Annotated in this window: 11 protein-coding genes; 5 read left to right on the forward strand and 6 right to left on the reverse strand. The window is 42.0% G+C overall.

All coding sequences use genetic code 11. From position 1 onward, the window contains the following. The first annotated feature begins 51 nt into the window (after nucleotides 1–51). Complete coding sequence (locus tag DP117_RS11320) at nucleotides 52–1,764, forward strand: diflavin flavoprotein (RefSeq protein ID WP_169218406.1); 1,713 nt, start codon at nucleotides 52–54, stop codon at nucleotides 1,762–1,764. A gap of 415 nt (nucleotides 1,765–2,179) precedes the next feature. On the opposite strand, the gene DP117_RS11325 is transcribed toward DP117_RS11320, so the two are convergent. Beyond that, nucleotides 2,180–2,596 (reverse strand): hypothetical protein, encoded by a 417-nt coding sequence (locus DP117_RS11325; RefSeq protein ID WP_211176046.1) that lies wholly within the window; start codon nucleotides 2,594–2,596, stop codon nucleotides 2,180–2,182. A gap of 8 nt (nucleotides 2,597–2,604) precedes the next feature. Then, nucleotides 2,605–3,573, reverse strand: a complete 969-nt coding sequence (locus tag DP117_RS11330; protein WP_169218407.1) for a hypothetical protein — start codon at nucleotides 3,571–3,573, stop codon at nucleotides 2,605–2,607. A 248-nt stretch (nucleotides 3,574–3,821) separates the two neighbouring features. Here DP117_RS11330 and DP117_RS11335 point away from each other — a divergent pair, with 248 nt between their 5' ends. Further along, nucleotides 3,822–4,133, forward strand: coding sequence for a transposase (locus tag DP117_RS11335; protein WP_248277623.1), 312 nt, complete (start codon nucleotides 3,822–3,824; stop codon nucleotides 4,131–4,133). A gap of 267 nt (nucleotides 4,134–4,400) precedes the next feature. Here DP117_RS11335 and DP117_RS11340 read toward each other — a convergent pair whose 3' ends face one another. The 4 genes from DP117_RS11340 to DP117_RS11355 all read right to left on the reverse strand — a co-directional run bounded on the left by DP117_RS11340 (nucleotide 4,401) and on the right by DP117_RS11355 (nucleotide 9,809). Continuing rightward, nucleotides 4,401–4,976, reverse strand: coding sequence for a PEP-CTERM sorting domain-containing protein (locus DP117_RS11340; protein WP_169218408.1), 576 nt, complete (start codon nucleotides 4,974–4,976; stop codon nucleotides 4,401–4,403). Nucleotides 4,977–5,200: 224 nt separating this feature from the next. After that, the gene (locus DP117_RS11345; RefSeq protein ID WP_169218409.1) at nucleotides 5,201–6,313 is read right to left on the reverse strand and encodes an NAD(P)/FAD-dependent oxidoreductase; all 1,113 of its coding nucleotides are present in this window, start codon (nucleotides 6,311–6,313) and stop codon (nucleotides 5,201–5,203) included. A 445-nt stretch (nucleotides 6,314–6,758) separates the two neighbouring features. Continuing rightward, nucleotides 6,759–8,186, reverse strand: coding sequence for a LodA/GoxA family CTQ-dependent oxidase (locus tag DP117_RS11350; RefSeq protein WP_169218410.1), 1,428 nt, complete (start codon nucleotides 8,184–8,186; stop codon nucleotides 6,759–6,761). Nucleotides 8,187–8,393: 207 nt separating this feature from the next. Next, nucleotides 8,394–9,809 carry a ferritin-like domain-containing protein gene (locus tag DP117_RS11355; protein WP_169218411.1) on the reverse strand — a complete coding sequence of 472 codons (1,416 nt, stop codon included), beginning with the start codon at nucleotides 9,807–9,809 and terminating at the stop codon, nucleotides 8,394–8,396. A gap of 763 nt (nucleotides 9,810–10,572) precedes the next feature. Between DP117_RS11355 and DP117_RS11360 the strand changes: the two genes are divergently transcribed. From DP117_RS11360 to DP117_RS11370, 3 genes are all read left to right on the forward strand, one after another. Next, the gene (locus DP117_RS11360) at nucleotides 10,573–13,749 is read left to right on the forward strand and encodes a tetratricopeptide repeat protein (RefSeq protein ID WP_248277624.1); all 3,177 of its coding nucleotides are present in this window, start codon (nucleotides 10,573–10,575) and stop codon (nucleotides 13,747–13,749) included. A 733-nt stretch (nucleotides 13,750–14,482) separates the two neighbouring features. After that, entirely contained in the window at nucleotides 14,483–14,956 is a 474-nt protein-coding gene (locus DP117_RS11365; protein ID WP_169218412.1) for a hypothetical protein, read from the forward strand. A gap of 493 nt (nucleotides 14,957–15,449) precedes the next feature. Next, nucleotides 15,450–17,582, forward strand: coding sequence for an AMP-binding protein (locus DP117_RS11370; RefSeq protein ID WP_169218413.1), 2,133 nt, complete (start codon nucleotides 15,450–15,452; stop codon nucleotides 17,580–17,582). Nucleotides 17,583–17,588: the final 6 nt, after the last annotated feature.

Consider the following 17,588-nt stretch of genomic DNA (forward strand, 5'->3'; position numbering starts at 1 on the left):
CTCCCCCACTCCCCCATCTCCCTATCTCAAAATCTCCCTCACCCGACAACCATGAATAATCCCAATCCTCGCGACGTACAAGTTCTACCAATCGCTACAAACACGACAGTACTAAGAGCACGGAGTTGGACACGTCTACGGTTTGAAATTGAATACGCACTTGCAAAGGGTACTACCTCCAATTGCTATTTAATAGAAGGTGATAAAACTGCAATCATTGACCCACCTCCGGAAACTTTCACACAAATTTTTATTGATGCATTACAGCAATCTCTTGACCTGAAACGCTTAGACTACGTTATTTTAGGTCACTTTAATCCCAACCGAGTCGCAACTCTTAAAGTTTTATTAGAACAAGCACCACAGTTGACCTTTGTTTGTTCTCTTCCGAGTGCTGCGAATTTGCGTGCAACTTTCCCTAATCATAAATTGAACATCATGGTGATGCGAGGGAAGGAAACTCTGGATTTAGGTAAAGGTCATGTTTTGCGTTGTCTCCCTATTCCTAGTCCTCGTTGGCCTGGAGGTCTTTGTACTTATGACCAGCAAACCCAGATACTGTACACTAATAAGCTATTCGGTGCTCATATTTGTGGTGAAGAGGTCTTTGATGAAGATTGGGGCGTTTTAAAAGAAGACCAGCGCTACTATTTTGATTGCTTGATGGCTCCTCATGCAACTCACGTACAAGCAGCTTTGGAGAAAATATCAGAACTACAAGTCAGAATGTTTGGTACTCTTCACGGTCCCTTGGTACGCTATGGCTTAGTGGAACTGACTCAAGCTTATCAGCAATGGAGCCATTCTCAAACCGCTCGCGAGATTAGTGTTGCTTTACTTTATGCTTCAGCGTATGGAAATACAGCAACTTTGGCGCAGGCGATCGCCCTTGGTTTGACAAAAGGAGGAGTAGCTGTAGAATCTATCAACTGCGAGTTTGCTCAACCTGAAGAGATTCGTGCAGCTGTAGAAAAAGCTGAGGGCTTTATCATCGGTTCTCCTACCATTGGTGCTAACGCACCGACTCCCATTCACACTGCTTTGGGTATTGTGCTAGCAACTGGTGACAACAGTAAACTTGCTGGAGTATTTGGTTCTTACGGATGGAGTGGCGAAGCTTTTGACTTAATTGAAGGTAAACTTCGTGATGCGGGATATCGGTTTGGGTTTGAGACTATGAAAGTAAAATTTAAACCCTCAGATGTTCTTCTTAAAGAGTGTGAAGAAACAGGTACAGACTTTGCCCAAGCCTTGAGAAAAGCTAAAAAACTACGTCTGACTCAAACCGCAGCAACTCCTGTGGAACAAGCTGTTGGTCGGATAGTCGGCTCAGTTTGTGTTGTGACAGCAAAGCTTGGAGAAGTCTCTACTGGAATGATGGGATCTTGGATTTCTCAAGCCACCTTTAACCCACCAGGTCTTACTGTTGCTCTTGCTAAAGAGCGGGCGGTTGAATCTCTGATGTATCCAGGCGGTAAGTTTGTTCTCAATATCTTACCTGAAGGTCATCAACAAGAATACATGAAACACTTCCGCAAATCTTTTGCGCCTGGAGAAGACAGATTTGCAGGTTTTTCTACACAAATTGCGGAGAATGGTTGCATTGTCCTCACTGATTCTTCAGCATATCTTGAATGTTCTGTCAACAAACGCATGGAATGCGGTGACCACTGGGTTGTGTATGCGACTGTTGATAATGGGAAATTACTGAAACCTGATGCGGTGACAGCCATTCACCATCGCAAAGCGGGAAATCATTATTAAGCTTTGAACAAGTAGTCAGAATTACAGCGTATTGCAAGTAATTGAAGTACAGCGCTCTTGTCTAAAAGCCAGACATAAAGCCATTTTTACTTCTGACCGGATCTCCGGAGTCTGGTGGCTCCGCTTCTGAATTCTGCTGTAACAATTTTAGTTAATCCCCATAACTAAATGTTAGGGGATTTAACCCACATTCGGCACCCTAGAATATCACAAAGGGTTATTACTGAAACAAAATATGAGACAAAGAATAAAATAATACTGATTGTCGTTCATCAGTCAGATTGAATATTTGTATTTGATGATGATAATTGTGGCACAACGGCTCAAATCAGCGGCGGCAGATAACTTTGAACTCAGCACCAGCAGCTTTCGTCTGTCCGCTGCATTTGATATTGTTAGATGCCCTCCTGACACGCTAGAACTTCCACACATGGTCTGGATTATCAAGTGCCGCTTTCACAGTAGATAGATCAGCAAGATCTTTGAAAGGACTGGACTTTGCTAACTCCACAATTGCATGTAGTGCCAAGCCAAGCTGTTGATTATCACCGGATGACATCGCCTGATCAACTGCTTGAAAAAGTGACTGAAAATTTTTAGCACGCTCATCAAACGAACACTCAAGATAACCAACTAGGAAATCGCGTTTTGCCTTAATTTCAGCAAGAGTAATTTTCTCCCAAGCCTCGATTTCACGGCGTTTAGTTTTTTCCTCTTCAGCAATTTTCAAGTACTCAGTCCACGCTTGAACAATTTCATTCAAGTATTGGGTAGGACTAGCAAACGCTTCAACACCTCGCACAAAATCCATAGAGGGCTTTTTACTTGCCATGTTTTCCCTTAAATAGTGTTGTAACTTGCTTTTAACCTTGCTGTAGCCTGATTTAGATTGCCCTCAGCATCTAAAATAGGAGTTTTCATAATTTTGGCTAGTGCTTTAATTAAAAGTGCAACTTGTTGAAATTTCGCTGCATCTCGCTCACGCACAAAAGGCTTTGACTCAAGCTCTACCAAGCCATTAATAGCTCTATCATTTAAACCCTCTACAAGCTCCTTTAATTCTGTAATTCGTTGTTGTACTTGTCCAAGAAAATCCTCAAAGGCACTGAGTTTTGCGATCTCAGTATTTGCTTTCGCTTCATAGTCACGCGCCTCAGTCAAAGCTTTTTCCCCTTGTTCTCCCAATACAAAACCACCAATCATCAAAGCTGGTCCTACTGCAATCCCACCTAGCACTAAAGTACCTAACGCCATGCCACCACCACCTGTTGCTAAGGAACCTCCACCAAGCCATGCAAGAGTAGCATTCCAGGCAGCAGCACCACTAAGCCCACCGATTGCTGCTCCAGTGCTGGCTGTACCAAAAAGTCCCACGAGTGCTACTGTACCTTGACCTGCCGCATACGCAGCTCCAACGGCTGTGAAACCACCTTCTGCAAAACGCTGTGCCTCCAACGCCGCTGTTTTATATTCCTGGAGCTGCTGAGGCGAAACCCCCTCCAATCCCTCCAAAAACTCCATATCGCTTTGCGAAGCCTGTTGACCGATTCGTTCAATAAAAGTAACTAAGCGTCCAATGGTTTGAAGTTTGATTTGGATTTGAAGCTGACCATATTCTTCTGCCAAATCCTGAGTCACCTGTAACGCGCTCTCTACCGATTTTTGCTTCTGTTCATACCGTTTTTGAGCAGCTTTTCCAAGCTTCTTCGCTTCTTCGATTTTGGAAACGCCATCTACTCCTGCTGCAACTCCGACACCAGCAGTAATCAAAGCAGCAGCACCAAGAATGATTGGAATGATGAAAATCATGAGGAATCTCCTAACTACAAGGGTACACTTCGCTGAAAAAAAGGATGTGGTAAATTTCAAATAATTTATACCAACATAGCAATAGAGAACGTAACGCACCCTCAGTAGATACTCTTATTCTGATGTTTTAGGGCATCTAACTCTTTTATGTATAAAATTTTATATATTAACCAAGCAAATAGAGCATTTAAAAACTTCTCCGATTCAAACAGTTATTCCTAGAAACCAAGCATTTGTAGTCGGTTCTAATGCTTTCTAGCTGGGCATACAGTCGATTTTACGAGCTACTAGAAAGTATTCTAAGCAACCGAGGTATTTACCTTATCAAAGTCAATCCGGCGTACACCAGCGTTATTGGATTGGTAAAGTATGCACGTCAGTATGGTCTAGCTAGTGGTGAAGCTGCTGCTATGGCTATTGCTAGACGTGGTATGCGCTTGAAAGAAAAAATGCATGGCTCCGTCTCCGCCTATCTCTCCGTGAAGGATGGAAAGCACGTGTGGAGCCAGTGGAATCAACTGAATAAAACTCTTAAGTCTCGTACTCTAACTGGGGATTAGTGGTGAGCCAGGCGCTAACAGCAGGTTCCCCTACTTGAAGCGACTGGCGTTAGCGCAGCGTGTCCGAAGCGCGCAGCGTGCCCGCAGGGCATAGGTCATACCCGTAAGGGTCAAGGAACCTGAGTCACGAGGCGATGGAACCAAGCAAAAACGCACTTCTAATTGAGCGAACTTACACCGTGGAGTTGGACTTGTTCACATTTGCTGATGCTTGAGTAGGTTTGAATAGGTTTTTAGAAGCGGTAGCTTTATTTCCACCATTGTGTACTAGTAGGATGGTTTTTTACGCTTGAGTACTAAAGGTGTGCCGATAGTGCCGAGGACAAGTAAGCTAAGGATGGAGGTGGTTTCAGGGACAGTGATTATGGTTGCAGAAAAACGAATGGGTAACTCACTATCTTCCACTCCCAAATTTTCAAAACCGGGTACAATTGGCGGCGCAGAAAAAACCTCTAAATAACCCGGTGTCGCCAAAAAACTAGCGAAAAACGGACTAGAATAGTTTCCCCCTGAAGTGGAATACCCAAAACCGTCACCCGTTAATTGCTGAGTATTAAGACTAATTAAATTGTCAACCTCAAAAGGTTCGTTTCCTGGTATCGGAGTTCCCACAGGTTGTAGAGCAGTAATTGTTTCACCATTTCGTGTACCAGTAATTCCAGTAATCTGGTAAAAACCTAAATCGTTAGGGGTGTCATTAGTGGTGAAAGTACCGCTCGCTGTTATGCCAGTACCAGAATAATTCCAGTTCCAATTTAAAGCAAAAGCGTCTTGCATTGTCCCGAAAATCAATCCAGATGTGGCAGCAAGGGCTATGACAGATAGTTGAGCTAGATTTTTCATGAGGTCATTAGTGTGATCACGGATCTTGTAGCTTGAGTTAAGCTACAGCTCAACTTAAAACCTATGGTAGTTTAACACCACCGTGAATCTTGCGTATAATATCCCTCTAAGTAGGTCAGTACAAATGTGGATTGATGATCATTGTGCCTACAGCCGTATGATGCAAAAGTTTTAAGTACGGTTTTGTAGGCGAGGCGGAATGACGACCTTAGACACTGGGTCATTCAACGTACAGTTAAAACTTGCCGTCGTTGCCAAAATACGGAATCAGTCCAACGTCTTTCCTGTTTATAATACTCTACGCGTGTGTGCAGATAGTTTGTAAAGTTTTTTTCTACTTCCTGAGTGTATTTGTCTAGTGAATCCTGACAACCGTTTTGGCTTTCGTTGATAACTTTAGCAGCAGCAATACCTGATTGCAGAGCCTTGTAAATTCCTTGGGATGATAATGGATCGAAAGCAGAGGCTGCATCTCCAATAGCTAGCCACTGAGCATCAGCAACGCAATTTCTACGATAGCTCGAAGCTCCTACACAAACAAGACTAGAACTCCATGAGCATAATTGAACACGTGATAGGGTGTGAGGAGCTTTTTGAAGACATTTTTTCCAAAAATCAGCCAAAAGAACATGACCTTTTGGAAGTAAGTCAGCATCTGTCATGTAAGCAACAACGAGATTGTTATCAGGCAAAACAGCAGAATACCACCAGCCTTCCTCACTGGCTTCCACTAAGGTATAATAATCACTCTCAAGAGTGGGAGAGTTAACTTTCAAAAGCTTTATCACTCCCATAAGTTTGTCGTAGACAATTTTTTTTGTTGCAGGTTTCCCTGTGAGTGAATGGGTTCGTCCAGTCGCCTCCACTAAAAAGTTCGCCTGGAAACGAATCGGTAAACTCTCATGCATTGCTTCAATCCACCAACAACCAAATGGTTGCCGAGTACAGGTTACGACTCGTGTAGAAAGGTGTATACTGACTCCAGTCTTCTGTGCGGCTAATGCAAGCATCGCATCAAAGCGGCGGCGGTCAAGATGCCATCCACATCCGTAGGGATTGAAAATAAAATCGTTTTCATAACGTTCTGGACTACCCCAAGCAGAAATAATTCCAGGAGACGGGATATGACCATCACTTTGGAAATGGTCCCACACTCCCAGTTGGGATAGCAACACGCGTGCTGCTGGTGCTAGAGTTTCTCCGACTCGGATTTTCTCATAGCGCGATCGCTCAAGAACTGCTACGCTATATCCGGTTTTTGCCAGCGCGATCGCACAGGCGGTACCTGCAGGACCTCCGCCAATAACAACTACATCCACTCGTTGATTGGATGGCATATTTAAGACAAAATTCATTTCCAACAAATAAAACACATAAATATATGAGCATAAGTTATCAGCACTCAGCTAAAAGCTCACAGCTGAGTGCTACTGAGTACAACATTGCACAAGTTCGTAGCGTTATGGCAACTATAGCAATCCGCGCAGGATTCATGAGATAAAGAAACCCGGTATCTGAGAGATACCGGGTTTCTAAGGCTCAGTATCTTCTTACAAATGATTCCGGATTGCTATGGTTGCGCTAAGGGGGGACCACAAAAATAAAATACCAGCCGTCAGACCTAGATCCCTCGACACCAACCCGTTACCGTTAAACACGGCTGGTATTTTATTTCCAGGCAAATGCCTAAGCGCACGCTTAGCGCAACTACAAGCTTTTATTGCGATACGAATTGATGAAATGCAGTACTTAGGATCACAAGGCTAAAAACGACAAGGGAAATTAAGGACGAGGGAAATCAGAGTTACGCTCTTGTTCTATAAAAACGGCCGCCCCTGCTGAATTCGTTGTTTGTACGACAAACCCAAGCTTACTAAAATTGTTAACCATGTCGCTGTGACTAGAAATTCCAGCTTCCCACTGTTGTCTTGGTGGACCAGATTCAGGTGTTAGTTGAACCCTGTTAGGACGTTGAGAGGGCCACCAATTGGTACCGCATTTCCAAAAATCTGCTTGCCAGGGTATAGACATTTCTTCAGTGATTTCGCCAGGAACAAGAACCGTGTGAGATAGTCGAAAAGCCTCAGAATAGATCTCAGGTTTTGTCATGCTTTCTCCTGCTTCAATACCTGGTTCAAAACCTCCACCAATACAGGCTTCGAGTGCTGCTTGATCTAACTTTTCAGGTGTCACAGTTAGATCAGGAGTGGTTGGGGTTGTCCAATCATCCTTATAATTACCATTTCGCCACTGGTTAAGTATTGACAATTGAACCTGTGTAAGCTGCAAACTATTAATCCGATTTGTTCTTATACGGTTAAAGGTTTGTTCTCGTATTGGCTGTGCAGTTGGATCTTGCTTATCAGAAAGCTTTTTCCAGTCTTGCGAAATTCCATTCCAATAGTTCCAATCATTAACCCACCGTAGTGAAGCTGCACGATTCAAAATTGGAAAGATATCAAACTTAAATGATGGTTCGCTGGGTGCAGACAACCATCCACGGTCAACAGCTATTTGATAGGCTATGTCATACAAGGTAACAAGAGGTTGAATCTCAGGTGCAAAGTCTGATGGTCCTACAATCACCCAAGCTGGATGGTTAACTTCTTGTGGGGGTTGTCCAGCAAATGTAATTTTTGCTGTAACAGGACCATCTGAAATATCATCATACCACTTGGGATTATGTATAAAATTGACCTCTTCGCCAAATGGAGAAGCTGCATTTCCTCTACCACCAAGAACAAGGAGTCGTCCCAAAGAGTCCGTCTTTAACTCTCCTAAATAGACTTCGACTCCAAAACATTTGCCTTGAAATTCAACACCCTGTTGCTGTTGTCCAGAAATATTTTTTGCTCCTGGATCGTTAATGAGTTGGTCTTGAGGGATGTCTGGATTAAGATTATTCCATGCTGGTTTACGATTCGCAACATGAACCTGCCACTCGATAGTAGCTTCGTCAGAAGTGATCTCACGTCCGGCGCTTAAAGCACCTGTCGCATCATCCTGCTCATATTCAAAAACTCTAAAACGAGCAGCTTGTCGCTTAATCAGACCATTTTCATCTTTATACTTTGCAAGAGGCTGTTCTACTCCATTAACAATTTCGATGGGCGATGCACCTGGTATTTCTGAACCTATATAAAACTGAGTCGGACTATTTCCTACTCTAGCAATACCAATTGATGGATGGATTTTGTAGATTTTTGCCATTGATGTCTCCTGGATAATTTCTAAACAATTTAAAAGTTAAGCAACTCAATTTACCAGCTATTTTTAGCTATAAAATCTCGCTTCCGGTTGAATCTGAATAATTTAAAAATCGCACGAGGCAAGAGAGAACACACCAGAGAAAAAGGAGAAATAATTCCGAGACAAACGGATTTGATGAAATCAGCTAAAATTAGGGCGAAACAATCTTCAGCCAACTGGAATTTGAGCGTCAATTGTAGCTGTACGCATATTATTTAAGTCATGTAAATCGTCTAGCAATGATTGGTCTTCTTCATTGATATCCGGTCGTTGTTGGAGTTGTTCAATCAATTGATTTGTTTCTTCAAACAAATTTTTTTGCAATTGCCATTGCTGCAATTTTTCCTCCGGTATAATTTCTTGTGGTAATTCAAATGGAGAACCGGCAAATTTAGAACCAGAGCCATTATCAGATTCAGTGCGGTTGAGTGTTGTTAAATGTATCGCAGTTGCTCTTAAAGACTGCATCATTTCTACAAATGACCATTGAATCAATGTGTTACGTAACCGTGAATCTGTAGTTTTACTTAACAATAAACTCTGGGCAATCGACAAAAGAAGTATGTGATACCTACAGTTAAATAGTTTTGCCCATAGGCGACTTTTTGGGTGGGTGATACGACCATTTTCCCAAGATGGATTTGTCTGCGGCTGTTCAGATGTATTTGGAAAAGTTGGCACATCCAGGCTGGGTTGAGAAGACAAATTATCAAATTTTTGGTAAATTTCTAAAAACTTATCAAAGTGTGACGAGTTATTTTGATCAATTGGTCCCTCTCCTTGTCGTGCAATTTCGTAGATAGCTTCTAAAGCTTGTTGACGATTTGTCACTGGCTTAACATAAATGTCTCTACGAGCACGCCACTCTCTACTATCTGCTTGAATAGTGTTTAAAAAAGTTGCATCTTTAAAGTCTTGAGAATTCAGATGAGATCCTGAAGGGAAAGGGATATCATTAGGAAGCTGCCAAGGTCCTTGGGAAGTATCGCTCTCCTGAAACAGCCAGTAAAGTTTTGCATATATTACCCCAACCCGGTCTATTCTCTCCCCTGCTGCTGCTTGCGCTTCTTGGACAATTCTGTCCACTATCGGTTTGCGAGGATCTGTGCTGTCAAGTATGGGCATTTCAGCTGCAACATATTTTGCAAGCGATCGCTTACTTAAAGGCTCAAGAACAAAAGGGAATGGCTCGAATTCTCTGTCAGTCGGTTGTGTTTCCCGGTCTAAATGCAAAGAACCACCAATAGATAGTAGCAAGTTTTGGACTGTCAGTAAGTGCCCCATTTCTTGCTCTGCAATTTCAACAATGGTAAACTGCTCATCAATAGCAATTGCATCTAAAGAATAAGCGGCATATAAATATTGCACCAGCAAAGCATGCTCGACTTTAGCAGCGACTTGCAGTAAAGCAATCGCTTCTTCCCGAGGAGTCGTTGCATTGATGACGGTAGGAATACCTACTTCATTAATCAGCCTGATGAGCGGATCTACCTCGCTGACTTCTCTACCGACTTCTTTACCTATGAGTTGAAACTGTGTTTTCGGTTTTATCCATTGCAATTCAACTGCTGTGCTTTGACTCATGAGTATATTTCACTTATTTACAAAAGAAGTGAGCTTCGGGAGCTTGCGTTTCTTATTCTTGGTAGATGTAAGCAAAATTAACTTATGCACTTTACAAGAAAAGCAACAAACAAGAAACTTCCTTCTGATATTTTGAATACCGCACTTGGAGACTGATTTCCGGAGTCAAACCCCAAAATTCTTGCTAGTAAGCCAACGCTATACAGTCCTTGTATCCGACGTCAGGTGAATAAGCGTGCTCTTGTTCTTGTTTCCCACGTCTAAGCGACTAGTACATGAAGGCAGAAGTAGGGAGGCAGAGGGCAGAAGGCGCAAAAGCTTTTATTGTCAGCTTTTTGTCTGTTACTAATGGTTGCCTTATTTACGCGCCCGTTGTACTAGTCTCATCATATGCCGGGACTGTTCACTGATTTAACTGACCTAGAAATAGGTCAGTTTCTGAGTCGAGAACCTAAAACTCTTACAGAGACTACAATAAAGAAAATTAACTTAACTTTGAATTTACTCTGAAAATCAGGCAGAGGGCAGCTATGCTGAAAGAGTAAGGATTTTCATCCGTAGTGCTGTACTACAAGTTTATAATCCACTAAACTCTAACTGATAATTGGTAACCCTTCGGGAACGCGGGTCGCCTACGGAGGGAGACCCTCCTGCAGCGCTGGCTCACTAATAACTGTTTTAATAACCACAACAGGGCTGCTAAATTGGAAATATGTATTGTGCTGCTTCAAAAACCGACCAACGGATAGAGAGCATGTTTATTATGAAGAGCAAAAGTCAAGTCATCTTCGCCTTATTGTTGAGAAGCGCCATCATCTTCTCACCTATCTTAGTGTCCGTTGGTATTGCCAGTGCCCAAAAAACACCTTCTTCCCCACAGCCTCCAGTAGTTTCCACTCCATACCAGGAGGAACTACCGCGACTGACACAAGAACATCGTACTTATCTTCAGAAAACTATCTTGTTGAATGTCTGGCTAGCCATACTGACTCTGGTTCCATTCACAGTCATTGTTACTTTGTTGCTCCTGCGACGGGCTGCTATCCGTGAGATAATTGATAAAGCAATGGAACGGGTACACGGACTGGAAGAATTAGAAGAACAGTTAACCACTGTCAAGCAAGAAGCACAAACGCTCATCCAAGAAACTAGAAATCTTACTTCTGACTTAGACAAGGAAGTAAAGGTACTTCAACAAAAAGTGATCACAGAGCAAGAAAGTTTATCTAGACTTCCATCTGAGATATCTCATTTCAAAAAGCAACTCATAGCAGAATTAGAAACAGCACTAAGAAATTCTACACAAGAATTAAAAAGTTTAGAAAACAGATTTACCTCTCAAATTTCTGAGTTACACTTGCAAGCGCAACAGCAAAAAAATACAACTCTTGAGAATTTGAGAAAAGTAGAATTAGAGCTTGCATCTCAACTATCAGAATTACAAGACGGTGTTCAACAACAAAAAGATATTGCCCTTGAAAATGTAGAACAATCCCGCTTGGAATTTGCAAATCATTTATCCGTATTACACTCTGATACTGAGCAGCAAAGGAACAATATTTTTGAGGGTTTGGAGCAATTACGTTCCGAAGTCGCATCTCGACTGTCAGCATTACAAAATGATGTTCAAGAACAAAGAAATATCGTCCTTGAAAATCTAGAAAAATCGAATCAGGAGTATACATCCCAAATATCGGGATACCAATCAAACGCAGAGCAGCAAAAGAATAGAGTCCTCGAAAATCTGGAGCAATTGCGCTTAGAATTTACGTCACAAGTATCGCAATTACAAAACAGTGTTAAAGAACAAAAGGATATTACTCTCGAAAATCTAGAAAAATCGAATCAGGAGTACATATCCCAAATATCGGGATACCAATCAAACGCAGAGCAGCAAAAGAATAGAGTCCTCGAAGGTCTGGAGCAATTGCGCTTAGAATTTACATCACAAGTATCGCAATTAGAACAGAGTATTCAAAAACAAAAGAATATTAGCCTCGAAAATCTAGAAAAATCGAATCAGGAGTATACATCCCAAATATCGGGATACCAATCAAACGCAGAGCAGCAAAAGAATAGAGTCCTCGAAGGTCTGGAGCAATTGCGCTTAGAATTTACATCACAAGTATCGCAATTAGAACAGAGTATTCAAAAACAAAAGAATATTAGCCTCGAAAATCTAGAAAAATCGAATCAGGAGTATACATCCCAAATATCGGGATACCAATCAAACGCAGAGCAGCAAAAGAATAGAGTCCTCGAAGGTCTGGAGCAATTGCGCTTAGAATTTACATCACAAGTATCGCAATTAGAACAGAGTATTCAAAAACAAAAGAATATTAGCCTCGAAAATCTAGAAAAATCGAATCAGGAGTATACATCCCAAATATCGGGATACCAATCAAACGCAGAGCAGCAAAAGAATAGAGTCCTCGAAAATCTGGAGCAATTGCGCTTAGAATTTACGTCACAAGTATCGCAATTACAAAACAGTGTTAAAGAACAAAAGGATATTACTCTCGAAAATCTAGAAAAATCGAATCAGGAGTACATATCCCAAATATCGGGATACCAATCAAACGCAGAGCAGCAAAAGAATAGAGTCCTCGAAGGTCTGGAGCAATTGCGCTTAGAATTTACATCACAAGTATCGCAATTAGAACAGAGTATTCAAAAACAAAAGAATATTAGCCTCGAAAATCTAGAAAAATCGAATCAGGAGTATACATATCAAATATCAGAATACCAATCAGACGCAGAGCAACAAAAGAATAGAGTTATCCAAAATGTAGATAAATTGCGTTCCGATTTTGTATTTCTCCTCTCTAAACTACAAGTGGATGTTCAACAAAGAAAAGAAGTCATTGTAGAAAATTTAGAAAAATCTGGCGCTGAGTTTGCATCTCAATTCTCGGAATTACAGTTGAATGCTCAACAAAGAAAAAATACAATCCTTGAGAAGTTAGGAGAATTAGAAGCAGAATTTGTCTCTCAACTTTCTGAATTGCAGAAGGATGCTCAACAAAGAAAAAAAGTCATGCTTGAGCAATTATCTGTAGTGACACCCGTGACACCTCCTCCGTCTCTCCCAGAAGCCGCAACCCCAAAAGTAGAGGAAAAAATACAAGAGGTTCCACAACAACAACCAGAGGTGAGAGAACAGACTCAGACTCAGGAAGAATCAAAAGTTGATGATTTTCTCAAACAAGGAGATATTCTTTTCTCCCAAAAACGCTACGAAGATGCACTTGCTATTTACAACCAAGCAGTGAAAGTTAAGCCAAAAGACGCTGTTGCTTGGTTGAATCGGGGTATGGCTTTAGGAAGGTTGAAAGATTACAAACAGGCGATCGCCTCCTACGAACAAGCTTTGAAAATCAAGCCAGATTACCATCAAGCTTGGGTTGACAGGGGTGTCGCATTAGGATATTTACAAAGACACAAGGACGCTTTTGTTTCTTTCAAGAAAGCAACGCAAGTGAAGCCTGATGATGGTGTCGCATGGTTCAACCGAGGTTTAGCTTTGCAAGAATTGGAACGATACGAAGAGGCGATCGCCACTTTTGACAAAGCGATTAAACTCAAGCCTGACTCCTACAAAGCTTGGAATAACCGAGGTTATGCCTTAGTGAGGCTGGGGCGCGATGACGAAGCAATGGAAAGCTTCAACAAAGCGCTGGAAATGAAACCAGACTACGCCAGTGCTTACTACAACAAAGCCGCTTGTCATGCACTGCAAAAACAGGTGGAGTTAGCTTTAGAAAATTTGCAACGGGCAGTTGAGATTAATCCTAATTATAAAGAAGAAGCTGCAGCTGATATAGATTTCGATGAAATTGCTAGAGATAAGCGTTTCCAGCAACAAATTGCTGGGGAGAAGACAACAGATAACGGTAACTTGAGGAGGTTACAGGAATTGAAGCAAAAAACCCATCAGTAGCACTTTGAACAAGAAAGAACTCAGGAGCAATTTTCAGGTAATTGAACCACGAACTACAGTAAGCTAGACTCTGCTCTGATGTTGGCTGTCTTTAAAATAAAAGGGGCGCAGCCATACTCACTATCCCAAACAGAAATTCAATATTTCACGCCCTTTGTCTCATATTTTCTGCTATCAAGGCAAATTCAGACTTTGGAATTCAAAGAACGCGATACGCGTCGCGTCACTCGCTAGCCCCGCTTTCTTGGGCTGCGCTAACAAATTCAAAAAAGGTCAAGCCTTACTTTGCAAAGCGCACGCTGCTTTGTTAGCGCAAGCCTCCGCAGGACTTACAGCTGATCGCACTACAGGATGACGCTTTGCGTCATCCCAACATCTTATATTTTTTGAATCTGTCTATGTAATTTGGCGGTTGTTTTTAATTTATTTATAACCTGTTTGTACTTAAATCTTCTCCTTTATCTTCTGTCATATTTTTGTACTCGTTATTTGCCTTTTACGAGTTTGTTCGCTTAGGTGCATTTCGGTGAACATCCGACTGGCGGCTGCAGCCACCCGCTACGAATGAAAGAAACACCTTTTTTCCGTGATCCCCCTACACCTCTACATCCGCTTCCGTTGCGGGCTAGGTCAAGGTACAGATTGACCGTTTTCACCTTGAAAAACACCTCTAAAACCCTTGTTTTTGAGAGGCTTTTTAATTATTAAATACTATTAAATAGGAGTCATCACGATGCAACCAGGTATTTTGACGATATACAGATTAGAAGATAATTTTAGTTGTGTTTACCGTTTAGTTTTTACAACTTATGAACCAATTCCATCGCCAAAAAATAGAGAAACATGCCTTGAAACATGGCGAGTGGACGATATTGAACACTGGCACAGTTACGTTAAAGACAATTTTGAGTATTTAGGAAATGATTACTATTTAATTCCTCAGTACTACGAATTCTCTAGATTACTCCGAAGTAAGGTAACACACCCAAATATTGTGAAAAGATTTCTAACGTCAGTTGTGCAACGTGCAGCACAACTCAGTTTAGACGTAACACCCCCAAATATCGTGAAAAATTTTCTAACAGTTCCAAATATTGCCAAGTTTCTTCTCGTCAGTACAATTATAATCATAGCTACTTCTATTTACCTGCAATGGAATAGCGACACACCACGGACACATCAAGAAATCAAATCAACACAACCATAGTCCCAAAGGCTCGAATGGTTCCCAAGGCAGTGCATTGGGGAGGACAGTGCTGGGGTGAAGCAGCGCTTTTGGTACGGTTTCCCGACAGTCGCGCACCTGTCCGCCTTTGCCAGTAGTTGATGAGTGTTTCCCGACAGAGGCATCCGGCAACGCCCGACTAATGGTATAAATTTTCTGTCTTTATACCATTGCTCTATGAAGTTGAGCTTAATTCAATCCCCCTGTTGTCCCCCTAAAGCATCGGAGAGAGGAGAGTACCGGATGGTAATTATTAAGCGCGTTGTTCCAGAACATTAGAACTATTAGATTGAATGAAACCTGAGTTTACTTATATTTCGCAGATGTCTATTATCCTTTTTACTTTTCAAAGCTCGGCTTAATTACTGATGTTAAGTGTATAATATAGGGATATCTGTTTCTAAAAAACAATAGAAATCTATTGTCACCGTTGAGAATGCGGAATCTCAGTACTTATAATGAGGCAGGAGAGTGGATGGACAACAATTTATTTCCAGTACCGAGTGTTGGTGAAATGACTTTGGTTGACCTGTTACGCAAAAGAGCGCTACAGCAACCAACGCAAGTGGCATATACGTTTTTGGTAGATGGAGAAGCTCAAGAAGTTAGCTTAACTTATCAAGCATTAGACCAAAAAGCGCGATCGCTTGCAGCTGTGCTACAAAGCATGAAAGCTACTGGAGAAAGAGCACTACTTTTGTACCCGCCTGGACTGGAATTCATTGCCGCTTTTTTCGGGTGTCTGTACGCAGGTGTTACTGCTGTCCCTGCGTATCCACCACGCCGCAATCAACGCATGACAAGATTACAAGCTATTGTCAAAGATGCCTCAGCTAGTTTCGCCCTCACAACAACATCTGTTCTTACCAAGATTGAACATAGCTTAAAACAAGAACCAGAACTAGCAGCTTTGCATTACATAGCTACCGAAAATCTTACCGACAACTTTGCACTCTCTTGGCAGCCTTTAAAAATAAATAACGACGCTTTGGCATTTCTACAGTACACCTCGGGTTCTACAGGGACACCGAAAGGGGTGATGGTAAGTCATGGTAATTTGCTGCACAACCAGGAAATGATCAAGACAGCATTCCAGCATACAGAAGAAACTATATTTGTTGGTTGGTTGCCCTTATTTCATGATATGGGATTGATAGGGAATGTACTACAGCCTTTGTACTTAGGGATACAAAGCTTTCTGATGTCACCTACGGTATTTCTCCAGAAACCTTTGCAGTGGTTAATGGCAATTTCCCGCTATAAAGCAACTTCCAGCGGTGGGCCCAATTTTGCTTATGACCTGTGTGTTGACAAGATTACCCCCTCACAGCGCTCTCAGCTTGATTTGAGTAGTTGGCAGGTTGCTTTCAACGGTTCTGAACCTGTGCGTGCCCAAACTATTGAGCGGTTTTCAGTCACCTTTGAAGATTGTGGCTTTAGAAGAAGTGCTTTTTATCCCTGCTATGGAATGGCTGAAGCAACTTTATTTGTGTCTGGGGGTTTGAAAACAGTTCCACCAGTTATTCGCTCACTTAAGAATAAACCTTTGAAGCAAAACTTCGTAGAGACTGCACCTGAAGAACAAGAGGATATTAGGGCAATTGTTGGTGTAGGTAGAAGCCCCTTAGACCAGAAAATTGTTATTGCTAACCCAGACTCATTAACTAAGTGTCCAGATGGACAAATAGGAGAAATCTGGATTTCGGGACCGAGTGTAGCTGGTGGCTACTGGAGGCGATCTCAGGAAACTCAACAGACCTTTAATGCACAACTGCAAGACACAGGAGAAGGGCCGTTTCTCCGCACTGGAGATTTAGGATTTTTGCTTAATGGCGAGTTATTCGTCACAGGTCGCATCAAAGACATGATTATCATCCGTGGGCAAAATCATTATCCCCAGGATATTGAATTGACAGTCCACAAGAGTCATTCAGCACTGCGAGCGAATTGCTCTGCTGCATTTTCTGTGGAGGTAGAAAATGTTGAACAGTTAGTCATTGTTCAAGAGGTAGAACGAAGTCACTTACAAAAGCTAAATGTAGATGAGGTACTTAGGGCTATTCGTCAGGCAGTGTCTGAGCAGCACCAGCTACAAGTTTATGCTGTTGTGCTACTCAAGACAGGGAGTATTCCCAAAACATCAAGTGGTAAGATTCAGCGCCTAGCTTGTCGGGATGGTTTTTTGAATCAAAGTTTGGATGTCGTCGGAGATTGGACAGCAAGTCTTCAACAAATAGACTTACTACAACTCCAACAAGAAGTAGAAGCCCAATGTGACTCAGTGCAAAAAAATTCAAATGAGTCGCAAGCAGGTCGGGAATCGTTAAAACCAGCTTTTACATCTGAAGCGATCGCTCATAGGCTAGTTTCTCATCTCGCCTTGTGCCTACTCGTGTCCCCGGATGAGATAGATATTCAAGAGCCTTTTGCTGCATACGGTCTAGATTCCTCCGTAGCAGTCAGTATGACAGGTGAATTAGCACAATGGATTGGCTGTGAACTTGAACCCACTCTTTTCTGGGAGTACCCTAACATCGAAGCGCTTGCTCAGCACTTAGCAGCCCAATCTCTGTCATCACAATTAATAACCTCTCCAGTTGGTGTTTAAGGAAAT

Source organism: Brasilonema sp. UFV-L1, assembly GCF_012912105.1.
GTDB lineage: Bacteria > Cyanobacteriota > Cyanobacteriia > Cyanobacteriales > Nostocaceae > Brasilonema.